This window comes from Bacillus sp. 103mf (assembly GCF_900116295.1).
In the GTDB taxonomy this organism is placed as follows: Bacteria; Bacillota; Bacilli; order Bacillales; family Bacillaceae_G; genus Bacillus_A; species Bacillus_A bruguierae.
In genome coordinates this window covers 551,083-564,537 of sequence record NZ_FPAF01000002.1, presented here as the reverse complement: position 1 = coordinate 564,537, position 13,455 = coordinate 551,083, and the positions used below count along the sequence as shown (strand labels likewise).

Here is a 13,455-nt window from a genome sequence, read left to right as displayed (position 1 = left end):
ACATCTCCTTACTGTTGTTTTTGAATTTAATTATATTGTTTTGGTGATATCGCGTACATTTTATATAATTAAGAGATTCCTTTGTTTTATTTTTTTAATAGGTTATTTATGTTAATCCGAAATAAATTTTATTAAACTCGGATTATTTTTATATACTATCAAAAACTTGATATTGTAAATTCTTCCACAAACTAACGAAGAAACCTTTTAAAAAGAGTTGAGAAATAAAATATCAATATACATATAAATCTCCCTGTTTTAATTCATCACAAATAAATTCTATGTTATTGGTGACTGTTGCTGAATCAAATCATCTCGTTTACGAATACAGTATCACTATGATACAATATGGATATTAATGCCAGAAAGGATGATGGGTGGACGATGATTAACTAATCTTATTTTTAAATGTTGAAATTGGATATTTCAATTTATAAAAAATAGGATTAGTCTGCCCATTTTCTATAAGAACGTATTGCTATTTCGTACAATAGCTTATTTGGGTATAAATCATATAACGACTAATCCTGCCAAATATAATTGGGAGGATTTTTTGTTCTCCTTTTATAGAAAGGGATGGATAGTATGAAGGAACTTTTAAAACTAAAAGATGTTTATGTAGAAATCATGGAAAATACTTTGTTAGAACAAATGAATGCTACAGTGAAACAGGGAGACATCATCGGAGTAATTGGAAAGAATGGTGCTGGAAAATCCACCTTGTTACAGTTGATAAATGGAAAAATAGCACCAACAAAAGGACAACTAGAATGGCAACAAACGAACGTAACGATGGCATATGTTGAACAAGAGAAAGAGGCATTTACATCTAAGGAAGTAACAACAGTAGAAGCGGAACTTCTTGCAAAGTGGAGCGTACCAACAAACGATTTTCATACGTTAAGTGGTGGAGAAAAACTTAAAATCCGACTTGCGAAAGGATTTGCGCAAAATCCAACTCTTTTAATGCTAGATGAACCGACAAATCATTTAGATGAAAATAGTACAGAACTTCTTATTGAACAGATAAAAAACTATAGTGGAACAATCATTGTCGTATCACATGATCGTTATTTCTTAGATGCTGTTGCAACGAAGATTTGGTCGATAGAAGATAGAAAACTAATTGAGCATAAAGGGAATTATACGAGTTATATGAAAGCTCGAGAACAAAAAAGGCTCACTCAGCAACGCGAATATGAAAAGCAACAAAAAAACATTGAGCGTATAGAATCACAAATAAAAGAATTAACATCATGGTCGCAAAAAGCACATGCACAGTCAACAAAAAAAGAGGGATTTAAAGAATACTATCGTGTTAAGGCAAAGCGAACGGATGCGCAAGTTAAGTCAAAACAAAAACGTCTGGAAAAAGAGCTTGAAAAAACGAAAATAGAGCGTGTTAAGCCAGACCCAACTGTAGAGTTTTCCATTCAAGCAAATAAAAAGGTAGGAAAGCGTTTTTTAGAAGTGAAACAATTAAAAAAATGTTTTAAGGGAAGAACATTATTTGAGAAAGCTAATTTTACAATTCAACATGGTGAAAAAATTGCAATAGTTGGTCCTAATGGTTGCGGGAAAACAACATTATTGAAGATGATTATGGGACAGGAAACAGTTGAAGGAGAAGTATGGATTTCACCATCTGCAAACATTGGTTATTTAACACAAGAAGTATTTGATTTACCACTTGAAAAAACACCAGAACAATTATTTTATAAAGAGACTTTTGAAGAAAGAGGAAAAGTACAAAATGTAATGAAGCATTTAGGCTTTACATCTTCTCAATGGAAAGAGCCGATCAAGCACATGAGTATGGGTGAGCGTGTAAAGTGTAAGCTCATGGCGTACATTTTAGATGAAAAAGATGTACTTATTTTAGATGAACCGACAAATCATCTTGACTTACCTTCACGCGAACAGCTTGAAAATACATTAGCGCAATATAATGGTACGTTGCTTATTGTTTCGCATGATCGGTACTTCCTTGAAAAAACAGCTAACAGCAGACTCGTGTTTTCAAACAATAGCATCCAAAAGCAATTGAAGGAACCATCTCAAAAAAGAGATAGCCTCGCTGAATTACGTTTAAAGCTTGAAACAGAGAGACAAGAAGTTTTAGGAAAACTCAGCTTTTTAACTCTTAAAGATGAAGAATACATGGAACTTGATAAAAGATTCAAAGAACTTACAAAGCAAATAAAGGAGCTTTAATTGAAAATATTTGTATAAGAATGTATTAGCTGCTCAGAAAAAAAGAAAAGCTGATCTTCCTTAGTTTAGAGGAAATCAGCTTTTCTTTTTTATTTGCTTAGTGTACAAAATTTACGCCATCGCCATCAAATTAAAAATTGGTTGTGGCCCAAAACGAAATTTTCGTTTTGGGGGATTATTTTTTTCTTTCATAAACGCTTTATTTACCAGACAGGTTTTACCCTCGATGATAATTTCCCTTCATTTGCTTCATAAACTAATTTTGTTAAATCTTCTTTGAGCATTTGCATTCGTTCAGCACCGATCTTTTCAATCCAGCGCCCTTCAATCTCAGTTAGTATCTCATCTTTTGTTTTCACCGCTAACCAACCTCGTTCGGTCAAAACAATAATTTTTCCTCTCTTATCAGTGGGATGAGTTTGACGCATTACATAACCACTTTTCTCAAGATGATCCACCATTTTACTCACAGCTTGCTTTGTAATTCCTAAGTATTCAGCTAGTTCTATACCTGTCGCTCCATTAGGGGTGATACGTTTAAACATAAAACCATGTGCAGGTCTAATATCTCCAAACCCTAATTCACTCATTCTGTCATTTAGTTCATCAATCAAAGTACTAAAGGATAATGACAAAAGTGATGTAAGATCCAATTTACTAAATACTTGATGATTCATACTTAAAACCTCCTTGAATAAAGTCAATTAAGTTGACTTTATTTGAAGTCCATTGTACTATACACAATATAGTCAATCAAGTTGACTATATTGTGATGATGAAAGAAATAGGATTCACCGAAATAAAAATGAATAAATTATGATGGGTTCCCTTTCTATGAATTTTATAAACAAACAGATTTTGGTCCATTTGAATTCATATATACACATGATTTCAGAGAAACTGGTGACACTCCAGAAGCGCTAGCTGGAGAAATGGAATACAGTTTTAAAACGACAATATAGATATAAAGTGAAACTTCCATCAGTGGGGGTCTTACTGCCTAAGAATAGCGGGATAAATATGAATCAAAAAAGTATCGCTATTTAAACAAGAAGCAGCAAATAGTAAAGGAACAGCAATTGATTATGCGAAAGAAATTGCCACCTGTTTTGCGGGGTGGTTCAATGTTATGTATTACCCAAAATAAAATTAGAATTACAGAGGTGTGTCTCATGACTAATATCGTTAAAATTAGAGCAAGTGTATTTATTCCAATGTCTTGGACTGAACCTAGGAAGGATATTCAAACAGGAAACGTAATTCAATTCGAAGGTGATTCACGTGAATTTACACCTTATGCTGTAAACGCTATGCGTTCCAGAGTGGAACAAGAAGTAGTTGTAGATTTTTACAAAAAAGAAATTTTCACATATGCGAATACTGGCATAACAACAGAAAGAGTCACAACTTCAGATGGTTCCGTTAATAAAAGAACAGGAAAAGCGAGTACAGAAGGTATTTTGTGTACTGATATTGTATGGGGGTCTGATGACGTCAAGTTTCAAATGGGTGCAAGTGCTAGCAACCCATTAAATGTATATGCACCTCCCGTTGACTACCTATTAACAGTACATGTCAAAAAAGATGGTACTGTCGATATTCAAGGTACACATGATGGATTTCCTTGTTTTGAATTTTATAAGCAAGTAAATTTTGGGCCGTTTGAACAAATTTATACACATGATTTCAGAGAAACTGGTGATACTCCTGAAGCACTAGCCGGAGAAATGGAGTATAGTTTTAAAAAAACAGTGTAGATACTTTATTAGACGTGTACTGAGCGGTGGATGTTGTAGAAGAGGAAAAGTTGTTTCATTTCCATGAAAAGCCGTCCTATAAGAGCAAATATACAAATTGTTTTAGTCCAAGCACAAGAAACAATGGAGCAAGTATTAGAGAATATGGCAATGGAACAACTCGTTACATCATTTATAAAACCTCCTTAAATAAAGTCAATTAAGTTGACTTTATTTGAATTTTATTGTACTATGCACAACATAGTCAATTTGGTTGACTATGTTGTTTTTATTATAAAAGAAATGGGATACCCATTTTTAATGTGTAAATATAGAACAACGTAAGAGTGAGTAACAGGAGGAAAAGAGAATGACAACAGTTTTATTTGTAAAAGCAAACAATCGTCCAGCAGATCAGGCGGTTAGTGTGAAATTATATGAGGCTTTTTTAGCAAGCTATAAAGAATCACATCCAAACGATACAGTGGTAGAGCTTGATTTATACAATGAAGAATTGCCATATGTAGGAGTAGATATGATTAACGGTACATTTAAGGTTAGTAGAGGACTTGATTTAACAGCAGAAGAAGCAAAAGCTGTGGCTGTGGCTGATAAATATTTAGATCAATTCCTTGCAGCTGATAAAGTTGTATTTGGTTTCCCGTTATGGAACTTAACAATCCCAGCTGTACTACACACATATATTGATTACTTAAACCGCGCGGGCAAAACATTTAAATATACGCCAGAAGGTCCGGTAGGTCTTATCGGGGATAAGAAAATTGCACTATTAAACGCAAGTGGCGGTGTATATTCTAAAGGAACAAAAGCTGAAATGGAAATGGCTGTTAAATATGTAGCAAGTATGATGAACTTCTTCGGTGTAAAAGATATGGAGAAAGTAGTGATTGAAGGCCACAGCCAATTCCCTGATAAAGCAGAAGAAATTATTGCTACAGGGCTTGAAACGGCTGTTAAAGTAGCAAGTACGTTCTAATTAACAAAACCCTTGTCACTCAATATGGCAGTACCAACACTTTTATAGCGGTGGTACTGCTTTTTTATTCTACTTTTGGGTGGTAAGAACATAAACGATAGAAAGCAGGATTACATTATAATGGAACGATTATGGACAAAGAACTATATAATGCTGACAATTACAGCATTATTACTATTTAGTGGTTTTTATTTACTCATGCCAACACTACCGATGTTTATTAAACAATTAGGTGGGAGTGAATCTCAAGTTGGATTTATTATTGGAGTGTTTACAATATCGGCAGTCATTTTACGTCCTATTGTTGGCGGATTAATGGATCGATATGGCAGGCGCGTATTTATAATAAGCGGACTACTATTTTTTGCAATTACAATGTATTTTTACGATTGGGTAACAGGCGTTATATTTTTAGTGGTATTACGTATCCTTCATGGAATTAGCTGGGCAATTGCTACAACTTCGATCGGAACGGCTGTGACTGATGTGATTCCACCATCTCGTCGCGGAGAAGGCATGGGATGGTATGGACTGGCAATGACTTTAGGCATGGCTTTAGGACCAATATTAGGTCTTTGGGTAGCAAAATCATTTTCATTTCATTATCTATTTCTTCTATGCACAGCATTAGCACTTATTTCATTCATACTCGCATTTGGTACAAAAATTCCAGCAGTTCAAAGTGCAGCAAAAAAACCAATATCATTTTTTGAAAAAACCGTTTTACCAATCGCTATTGTTACATTTTTTCTATCCCTTACTTTTGGTGGCATTACAACATTTTTACCACTGTTTGCGGCAAAAATTCAAGTTAATGTTGGTACTTTTTTCTTAGTTTATGCTGTCACACTTACAGTAATTAGACCACTTGCAGGGAAGATATCCGATAAACATGGAGAAGGGGTCATTATTGTTCCTGCACTTTGTACACTGATAGTCGCACTATTAGTCCTAGCAATGACAAAAGGGCTTGTTGGACTAGTTATTACAGCTATTTTGTATGGAATTGGATTTGGAGCAGCGCAACCTGCTCTTCAAATAGTAACTATACGATTAGCTCCACCAGAGAAAAGAGGTGTAGCAAACGCTACATTTTTTACTGCTTTTGATTTAGGGATTGGTTTGGGGTCTATTCTTCTAGGATTTGTTTCACAGCTCATGGGATATCAAATGCTATTTATTGTTTGTGCTGTATCTGGATTTATTAGTCTGTTCATTTTTATTTTGTTGGTAAAAAAGTCACTAAAATAATTTTTAATTTATGAAAAAAGCGCTATTCTTTTTGTAGAAATGTATAAAAAGGATAGCGTTTTTTATGAACTTTTCGATGCAAGATGATTTTCATTTGTTTGTTGAAAAACTACCATTATCTTTCTAGGCTGCATATGAAAAAGCCCATTTGTTTAGACAATGGGCTGTTTTTCTCAGGGGCTAGTGAGTACTAACCACTAAGACGGTTTGATGGAAAATTTATTGTAACACAATTGTTTTTATCTGAAAATACGAAATCATATGCAATATTGCATATGATACAAATATTACTTCGTGCTATATTAAAAATGTGGGGGGAATAGTATGCAAAAAGTTTTTGTGGGGAGTTTAGTAGCATTAGCGATGCTAACGTGTATGTCTTTTGAACGTAACGAAGTTGCAATGAATCCTAAAGAGGACACTGAAGAAGGCGATTTAATGTCTATCTTGCCATTTGAGTATTAATAAAAAAGAAACAATCGCTTATAACAGGAGATTGTTTCTTTTTTATTAATTTTCCTTGTAATATATACAAGTTAAAAAACGACATAAAAATCCCTTTCCTTTTAGGGAAGACGAGAGGATCTGGCCGTGCATAGAAGCGGTCATGTTATGTTCTGCATAGCGGTGACTTGTATGTAGAAAAATTAAAATGGATTTATATATAATCTTATCTGTAGTAGTCCCTTTTATATCTAATCTTTTTCTTCGAGCCCATTCATTTTTAGATTCATATAATAAACCAATCTAAATATCAACGGAAAAAACAAAGATCCTATTAGGGATGGAAGAAATACTGTATTAAAAAGTGAACATACTCCCAAAAATATCACCGCAAAAAAGTAGAGCACAATAGCATTCCAATAAACAAAGCGTGAAAATTTAGTTTGGAACGTGTTACCTTTTTTGCAAGGTTTACCAAATATAAATTGGACAAATTTAATCAATGTAATCACTTCTTTCTGTAATAATGAAGGTTTTTATTCTATTAGAAATGGCTTCGCCTAATTATAGTGTGTTAAGAGTTTCAATTCCATCTGTTTTTTTCGTTAATAAAGTGTCTATTGAAAAGCGATTATACAGAAATAGTTTTTAATCAAATGCTTTTCATTTATATTATCTAGACAGTATGAAATGGAAATGTTATATTTTGAATTGCAATCCATTTTTTACTATTTTACTATAGTTATTAAAATAAGAAAGGAGAGATCTTGCGTGCAATGGTATTTAAAAGTACTTAAGAACTATGTAGGATTTCGAGGGAGGGCTCGTCGTAAAGAATATTGGATGTTTTTCCTTATTCATGTAATAGTATTCTGTGTACTTGCATTCCTTGGAGAAGTAGTGTCAAAAACATTTTTGTCAATTGCTGGGATGTATGTGATCGCAATGACATTGCCAATGCTTGCTGTTAGGGCTCGCAGACTACATGATACTGGAAAAACAGGATGGTTACAACTGCTAAGCTTTATTCCTATCATTGGCCGTATTGTTCTCCTTATATTCTTTTGTCAGAATAGTCAAGAAGACGATAATAAATACGGCCCAAATCCTAAGTTTGATGGCAAGTGTTAATATTTTTTACTACATGTGGTAGCGTGCACATGCACAGTATATGAATGGAAAATTAATCGTTATCTAAATTCTTCAAATTAAATTATTCTTTTTAGAATAGGATGAAAAAATATTATTTGGAGGAGAAAGTTGTGGAAAAAGTGATTAGAGAATCTTTGAAAGATATTTTTATAAAGATATTTTCAATCATAATATTTGTTATACATAGTATTGGAATTACATTGTCTTGTTTCTATGCAGTAATACTTGCATTATTTTGGGATGATCCAAGTCTTGATATGAGTAAGGACTATCTACCTATGGTGTGGAAAATGATGTATCCAATATTACTAGGTTTTCTATTCTTGGTAATCGCATTATATGTAAGTGGGACATATGAGAAAAAAACAGATGATGCCATTTCAAAAAAGAGAAAAAAACGAGGGATTTTTCTTTTATTTGCATTGATTATTCCATTGATATTAGTTTGTTTAAGTTTTGTATAATCTTTATTGTAATGGTGTTTACTAGTTTTTAAGTCCAATCTTTATTGATATACAAAAGGAAAAAGAAGACAATCATCTATAGATGATTGTCTTCTTTTTCCTTTTAATAGATTTAACGTATCCAATCTTCAAGAATTCGTACTGTTTTATTTGTTGCATCCATCTCTATTTTCATACCAATTGGAATGGTTAACATCGGGTGGGTGTGGCAGCAATCAAAATCTGCAATAAACGGTATGTTAATGCCATCTAAAACTTCTAATAGAATCTCATAAGGCTTTTTATTTGTACCACTATCGTTAAATTGCTCATGCTTTCCAAGGATTAAACCAGAAATTTTATTAAATACTCCATTGAGTTTTAGTAATGAAAAACTTCTTTCAATAGTAGCAGCATCTTTTGTTGTATCTTCGATAAAAAGGATATCTCCATCTTTTATTTCTGGCATGTATTCGCTACCCCAAATGCCAGTTAAAGTGTCTAAATTTCCTCCAATTACCCTTCCTGTTGTCTTTCCTGCATTTACACAGATCCAATCATTTTTTATACGTTGTTTTTCCTTCGTTTTTTCTTCCCAATTGATAAACTCATCCGTCCAACAAGGCGGCTTTTTAATAGTATATGGGAGCTTCTGTTTCTCTTCTAGCATTTCACTAAAATATTCGTATGTAAAGTTGACAAATGGTTCAAATTCACCAAATGAAGGGATTAATGCAGGTCCATAAAATGTAGTTATTCCAGTTTTGGCGTATATCCCAAGTAATATTGCAGTAACATCAGAATAACCTATCATGATTTTCGGGTCTTTTATAAATGCGTCATAATCAATATAAGGCAATATTGAATTAGAATTCATCCCACCAATGGTTGACATGATACATTTGATGTTCGGATTTCTTATTAACTCATTGAATTCTTCGGCCCGTTCTTTAATATTTCCAGACCGGTAGTTATCGTGTTTTCCAGTTAAATTTCCTTCTATTATATAAAAACCTTTGTCCTCTAAAAATTTTTTGGCTCGATAAAATCTTTTCGGTGCTGTATAAGTTGCTGGTGATGAAGGAGAATAAATTCCAATTAAATCTCCTTTTTGTAATTTGCTAAGTTTCATTGTTTTCTCGCTCCCTTGAAAGGCATTGGCATTTATATTGAAATGAAAAACTAGTGTTTATGTATAATGCTTCCTTCTGTTAAGTTATTTTTGAAAATTACTTTTTACCCAATGTATAATAAATGGAAAAGTGATGCAATATGAATCTTTATACATACAAAAAAGAACAAGTCTATCAATGAGTAGTTCCAATTCAAGAAGGGAAATTGAGATACAGAAACGAATGTTTTGTACTGTATTTCGAGAAAAAATTTGATTGTGGAGGGATTATTTATGTATGTAACAATTTCAGACTTCATTAAGGAATGGAATAGGGAAGCATTACTAACTCAAAAAGTTTTGGATGGTTTGACAGATGAATCCTTAAAACAACAAGTGTATCTAGAAGGTCGTACATTGGGGAGGATTGCGTGGCATTTGACAACAAGTATTCCGGAGTATTTAGCTCATTTCGGATTGAAGATAGATGGAGTAGAAAATGCAGAAAGTGTACCAACCTCAGCGAAGGAAATTGCTGAAACCTTTAAAGATATAAGTCTCGATGCGGCCAAAGTTATTGAAGAACAATGGACAGGTGAATCCCTAAAGCAAATACAAGAAGCATTTGGAAGACAGGAATCAAACGCTACAATCTTAATGGGGCTAATTAAGCACATTGTTCATCATCGTGGACAAATTACAGTTCTTATGCGTCAAGCAGGAATCAAACCATTTGGAGTTTATGGTCCACCAAAAGAAGATTGGATTCATTTAGGCGTGGAAAATCCGCCACTTTAAAAATAGTATAGTGCTACGGATTCATACTTCAACAAAGAATGGGAAACCTTTATAGTTCAGGTTTCCCTTAGATTTATCTAAATATCAACATTAAAATTTACTGAATGAAAAGGAGAAGAGAAATCAAGAAATCATTATTTCTCTTCTTTTTTATGTTAGGATTTGAATGTTGCTAAAAAATGTATAACTAAACTTGAATATTGAATTCAATCATCATCGCATCTTCTTTTTTTACTGCATTTATCTTTACGGCGTTTGTGACAGTCAAAACATTGAGAAAAGGAGTTATCGCTGCATTGTTCTGGATTTTGTTCGCGTGGGTTAAAGCTAGGGTTAGCTAGCACCTCGTATGGTCTCATCATGTCGTAATCTTCGTGTTCAAGAATGTGGCAGTGCCACGGGTAGGTTCCTGTAAATGGACCAAAACGTGCAATAATTCGAGTAACTTCCCCGGGATTGGCGCGAACAGTATCTTTCCATCCTCTCTCGTTTGGATCGGGTGGTATTGGTGGCCCGACTTTAAGGTTAAATCCAGTTGGATCGCCGGTAAATACAGCACGATTCAAAATTTGAAAATTGACAAGGTGCAAGTGAATCGGGTGAGTGTCTGGTGTCGTATTGTACAGCTCCCAAATCTCTATGGTTCCATTATATGGGCTTTCTGTAATGGGCTGATTCCATTCCAGATTGTTTAATAATGGCATAGGGCGTCCAAATTTATCGGTAGCTTCAAGTAAAGTGTTTTTGCGTGTCATTACAGCATCCTGGGGATTAAGTTGTTCCAAGCAACTCAACTTTTCAGGAATTTTACTTTTGTCAGGTTTGTAGCATGTTTGTTTGACGCGAAATTGCATAATCTGCTTCAGATCTCCAGAAGGACTTTCGCCGTCAGGGAACGGGGTTGGTGCGTCATTTGTTAAAATAATATTCTCACCATTATGGTTTGAAAAATCGACAATGACATCGGCGCGTTCCGCAGGGGCAAGGATGAGTTCGGATACTAGGACTGGTTTTTCTAAAAGTCCTCCATCCGTACCAATTTGGACAAAATTTTGCCCAGAGCTCAGCTGCATACGATAAAAACGAGAATTGGAGCCATTTAGGATGCGGAACCGGTATTTTCGCGGTTCAACCTCAAGATAAGGCCATACTTTTCCGTTGACTAAAATTGTGTTACCGAAAAATTCCGGAACAACTGACGGATTTGGTAATGCAGGGTCGATTGGTGGAGGTGGCTGCGGGGCTGGGGGCGGCATATTTCCTGGTTGGGATGGATAAAATAGTTCACCATTGGCATAGAACGAGCGATCTTGAATGACCAACGGAATTTCAAATTTTCCACTAGGAAGATTCAACTTTTTCTCTTCTTCATCTCTGAGAAGATAGAAGCCTGCAAGACCTGCATAAACGTTCAAACGGGTGATTCCAATGGCGTGATCATGATACCAAAGTGTTGTAGGGCGTTGACAGTTTGGATAATAGTAGACTTCAGTCACGAATTTCGTCCCAACATTTTTAAAATCTCTTGTGAACCATGCATCAGGATATCCGTCACTTTCTGGACGAACCCGACCGCCATGTAAATGGACAACCGTCCTAACAGAAGGTTGGTTTGATTCCGCACCATGAACAGTTTGGTCGACAGGCAGCAGGTGTTCAAAGGGCAATTTATTTTTCCATTTTACAAAAATAGGGTGATTTCTTTCTACTTCGAATGTAGGGCCAGGGTACATACTGTTGTACCCCCAGACGGTAGTTGGCGGCAAATCACGATGTAATTTTTGTTTGACTTGCCTCATCGTTACCTCATAGAATGGGATTCCATCATAGTTACCTTTTGGCTTTAAGACAGGAGGAATGGGTAATGCATCTGCAAATTTTTTTAAAGACACTTAACTGCCTCCTTTTTTAAAAATCAAATATTGTTTATCATATATAATATGAATTTAATGGCGGTATAGACGAATTTCTAATAGAAAATGAATGAAATAGGCTTGAATCGTAAAAAAGCAATTCGTCTAAGGAAAAAATCTCATTTACATGAGCTGCGGTGAACCGTACCCTAAATAAGGGATACGGTTTTTACCATTCGTTAAAAATCATAACAGTATAAAAATACATTAAGTTTTTCTTCCATTCATGTACTATTATTTATTGTTTGAGGAAATAAAGCATTTGTTACTTCAAGATAAAGAAGCTTTTCTTAAAGAAGGAGTTAATCATTCACTCTATTGTTCCTATCAAGCAAATGCGATTATTGGCATCATTATTGAGTGGTATCAAAATGATTTTTCTTATAGTACAAGTTATTTAAATGATCAGCTTGTTCAATTCTTAAATATGAGCGTAGACGTCTAGTTCAATTAGTATGGTGAACAGCATTATATAAATACGATGTAAAAAACCACTTTCTTTTTAAGGGAGGACGAGAGCATCTAGCCGTACATAGAAGCGATTAGAGCCTTTTCCTACCACATGTAAGGTTGAAAACAAAAGAAGAAAGCAAGTAGCGGTCATGTTGTGTTCTGCATAGAAAAGACTTATATGTCAAAAAATTCAAAAGGATATATAAATAAATACATAGATAAATAACCCATGAAGAAAGTCTTCACGGGTTATTTATCTACTTATGTAGTAAGAACAATATTAATAGCTTTCGTCAGCCTTAGGATTTGGGCCATACTTGTTATCGCCTTCTTGACTATCCTGGCAACAGAATACAAGGAGAACGATACCACCGATGAGAGGAATAAAGCTCAGCAATAGCCACCATCCGCTTTTTCCGGTGTCATGTAGTCTGCGGAAACCAACAGCTAAGGATGGTAATAGGATTGCTAGAGTATAAAGTCCAAATAGAATGCTAAATATGTCTGCTATTGCCCCAAGTATTGAAAATATAAAGAAGATAATGAAGTTAATAAGGGAAAACATCCAGTATTCTTTACGACGAGCTCTTCCTTGAAATCCTACATAGTTTTTAAGTACGTTTAAATACCATTGCATATAAGGTTCCTCCTTTTTTTATTTTGATAATAATTACGAAATTGTAATATAACATTTCAATTTTATCCTGTCTAGACAATAAAAGGAAAATGCTGATTCTATATAAAAAAACCTTAATTTTTTAAGGTTTTTTTATAAGAGTGGAGCAGAAAGTTTAGTTCTCTTTCTGCTTTGTCAATAACAAACTCCTTAAAACATGCGCCCGGTAACTTTCTAATTTTCGCCCCTCATAATAATTAATTCCAAGCTTTTTCAACTCATACACGTACCAGCCTTTTGTTCCGTAATACATGATGAATCTTCTCC

Annotated in this window: 15 protein-coding genes and 2 pseudogenes; 11 read left to right on the top strand and 6 right to left on the bottom strand. The window is 34.4% G+C overall.

Going from position 1 to position 13,455, the window contains the following annotated elements; genetic code table 11:
* Window positions 1-585 precede the first annotated feature (585 nt).
* A complete protein-coding gene (gene abc-f, locus BM350_RS09340; RefSeq protein WP_090918322.1) occupies window positions 586-2,214 on the top strand; it encodes a ribosomal protection-like ABC-F family protein in 1,629 nt (542 codons plus the stop codon).
* A 203-nt stretch (window positions 2,215-2,417) separates the two neighbouring features.
* Here the strand turns inward: abc-f and BM350_RS09335 are convergent, their stop codons facing one another.
* Complete coding sequence (locus tag BM350_RS09335) at window positions 2,418-2,891, bottom strand: MarR family winged helix-turn-helix transcriptional regulator (protein WP_090918323.1); 474 nt, start codon at window positions 2,889-2,891, stop codon at window positions 2,418-2,420.
* Window positions 2,892-3,029: 138 nt separating this feature from the next.
* Between BM350_RS09335 and BM350_RS09330 the strand changes: the two are divergent.
* The 6 genes and pseudogenes from BM350_RS09330 to BM350_RS26865 form a co-directional block, all read left to right on the top strand.
* A pseudogene (locus BM350_RS09330) lies at window positions 3,030-3,176 on the top strand (DUF3238 domain-containing protein); the annotation flags it as partial.
* A gap of 210 nt (window positions 3,177-3,386) precedes the next feature.
* A complete protein-coding gene (locus BM350_RS09325; RefSeq protein WP_090918324.1) occupies window positions 3,387-3,971 on the top strand; it encodes a DUF3238 domain-containing protein in 585 nt (194 codons plus the stop codon).
* A pseudogene (locus tag BM350_RS27465) lies at window positions 3,959-4,160 on the top strand (hypothetical protein); the annotation flags it as partial. The gene BM350_RS09325 and the pseudogene BM350_RS27465, both read left to right, overlap by 13 nt.
* 160 nt (window positions 4,161-4,320) lie before the next feature.
* Window positions 4,321-4,947, top strand: coding sequence for an FMN-dependent NADH-azoreductase (locus tag BM350_RS09320; protein WP_090918326.1), 627 nt, complete (start codon window positions 4,321-4,323; stop codon window positions 4,945-4,947).
* Between the two features lie 120 nt (window positions 4,948-5,067).
* Window positions 5,068-6,198, top strand: coding sequence for an MFS transporter (locus BM350_RS09315; RefSeq protein WP_090918327.1), 1,131 nt, complete (start codon window positions 5,068-5,070; stop codon window positions 6,196-6,198).
* Between the two features lie 324 nt (window positions 6,199-6,522).
* On the top strand, window positions 6,523-6,663 hold the full coding sequence (locus BM350_RS26865; protein WP_170857670.1) for a hypothetical protein: 141 nt from the start codon (window positions 6,523-6,525) through the stop codon (window positions 6,661-6,663).
* A gap of 230 nt (window positions 6,664-6,893) precedes the next feature.
* Here the strand turns inward: BM350_RS26865 and BM350_RS27460 are convergent, their stop codons facing one another.
* Window positions 6,894-7,145, bottom strand: a complete 252-nt coding sequence (locus BM350_RS27460; RefSeq protein WP_090918329.1) for a hypothetical protein — start codon at window positions 7,143-7,145, stop codon at window positions 6,894-6,896.
* Between the two features lie 268 nt (window positions 7,146-7,413).
* Between BM350_RS27460 and BM350_RS09305 the strand changes: the two genes are divergently transcribed.
* Both BM350_RS09305 and BM350_RS09300 read left to right on the top strand, forming a co-directional pair.
* Entirely contained in the window at window positions 7,414-7,773 is a 360-nt protein-coding gene (locus tag BM350_RS09305; protein ID WP_090918331.1) for a DUF805 domain-containing protein, read from the top strand.
* A gap of 131 nt (window positions 7,774-7,904) precedes the next feature.
* A complete protein-coding gene (locus BM350_RS09300; RefSeq protein WP_090918332.1) occupies window positions 7,905-8,258 on the top strand; it encodes a hypothetical protein in 354 nt (117 codons plus the stop codon).
* A gap of 112 nt (window positions 8,259-8,370) precedes the next feature.
* Here the strand turns inward: BM350_RS09300 and BM350_RS09295 are convergent, their stop codons facing one another.
* Window positions 8,371-9,369, bottom strand: coding sequence for a S66 family peptidase (locus BM350_RS09295; protein ID WP_090918334.1), 999 nt, complete (start codon window positions 9,367-9,369; stop codon window positions 8,371-8,373).
* Between the two features lie 273 nt (window positions 9,370-9,642).
* Here BM350_RS09295 and BM350_RS09290 point away from each other — a divergent pair, with 273 nt between their 5' ends.
* On the top strand, window positions 9,643-10,146 hold the full coding sequence (locus tag BM350_RS09290; RefSeq protein ID WP_090918337.1) for a DinB family protein: 504 nt from the start codon (window positions 9,643-9,645) through the stop codon (window positions 10,144-10,146).
* Between the two features lie 206 nt (window positions 10,147-10,352).
* On the opposite strand, the gene BM350_RS09285 is transcribed toward BM350_RS09290, so the two are convergent.
* Window positions 10,353-12,038: a multicopper oxidase family protein gene (locus tag BM350_RS09285; protein ID WP_090918339.1), complete on the bottom strand. Its 1,686-nt coding sequence runs from the start codon at window positions 12,036-12,038 to the stop codon at window positions 10,353-10,355.
* A 283-nt stretch (window positions 12,039-12,321) separates the two neighbouring features.
* Here BM350_RS09285 and BM350_RS09280 point away from each other — a divergent pair, with 283 nt between their 5' ends.
* Window positions 12,322-12,504 carry a TetR/AcrR family transcriptional regulator C-terminal domain-containing protein gene (locus BM350_RS09280; RefSeq protein WP_244547961.1) on the top strand — a complete coding sequence of 61 codons (183 nt, stop codon included), beginning with the start codon at window positions 12,322-12,324 and terminating at the stop codon, window positions 12,502-12,504.
* A 288-nt stretch (window positions 12,505-12,792) separates the two neighbouring features.
* Here the strand turns inward: BM350_RS09280 and BM350_RS09275 are convergent, their stop codons facing one another.
* Together BM350_RS09275 and BM350_RS09270 are read right to left on the bottom strand one after the other, a co-directional pair.
* Window positions 12,793-13,149 (bottom strand): DUF805 domain-containing protein, encoded by a 357-nt coding sequence (locus BM350_RS09275; protein WP_090918341.1) that lies wholly within the window; start codon window positions 13,147-13,149, stop codon window positions 12,793-12,795.
* Between the two features lie 154 nt (window positions 13,150-13,303).
* Window positions 13,304-13,441: a DUF2639 domain-containing protein gene (locus BM350_RS09270; protein WP_090918343.1), complete on the bottom strand. Its 138-nt coding sequence runs from the start codon at window positions 13,439-13,441 to the stop codon at window positions 13,304-13,306.
* Window positions 13,442-13,455 lie beyond the last annotated feature (14 nt).

Bases quoted from the DNA above. Each gene is read 5' to 3' on its own strand.
- abc-f (WP_090918322.1), top strand. From the start codon at position 586: ATGAAGGAACTTTTAAAACTAAAAGATGTTTATGTAGAAATCATGGAA.
- BM350_RS09325 (WP_090918324.1), top strand. From the start codon at position 3,387: ATGACTAATATCGTTAAAATTAGAGCAAGTGTATTTATTCCAATGTCT.
- BM350_RS09315 (WP_090918327.1), top strand. From the start codon at position 5,068: ATGGAACGATTATGGACAAAGAACTATATAATGCTGACAATTACAGCA.
- BM350_RS09295 (WP_090918334.1), bottom strand. From the start codon at position 9,369: ATGAAACTTAGCAAATTACAAAAAGGAGATTTAATTGGAATTTATTCT.
- BM350_RS09335 (WP_090918323.1), bottom strand. From the start codon at position 2,891: ATGAATCATCAAGTATTTAGTAAATTGGATCTTACATCACTTTTGTCA.
- BM350_RS09275 (WP_090918341.1), bottom strand. From the start codon at position 13,149: ATGCAATGGTATTTAAACGTACTTAAAAACTATGTAGGATTTCAAGGA.
- BM350_RS09320 (WP_090918326.1), top strand. From the start codon at position 4,321: ATGACAACAGTTTTATTTGTAAAAGCAAACAATCGTCCAGCAGATCAG.
- BM350_RS26865 (WP_170857670.1), top strand. From the start codon at position 6,523: ATGCAAAAAGTTTTTGTGGGGAGTTTAGTAGCATTAGCGATGCTAACG.
- BM350_RS09270 (WP_090918343.1), bottom strand. From the start codon at position 13,441: ATGTATTACGGAACAAAAGGCTGGTACGTGTATGAGTTGAAAAAGCTT.
- BM350_RS09290 (WP_090918337.1), top strand. From the start codon at position 9,643: ATGTATGTAACAATTTCAGACTTCATTAAGGAATGGAATAGGGAAGCA.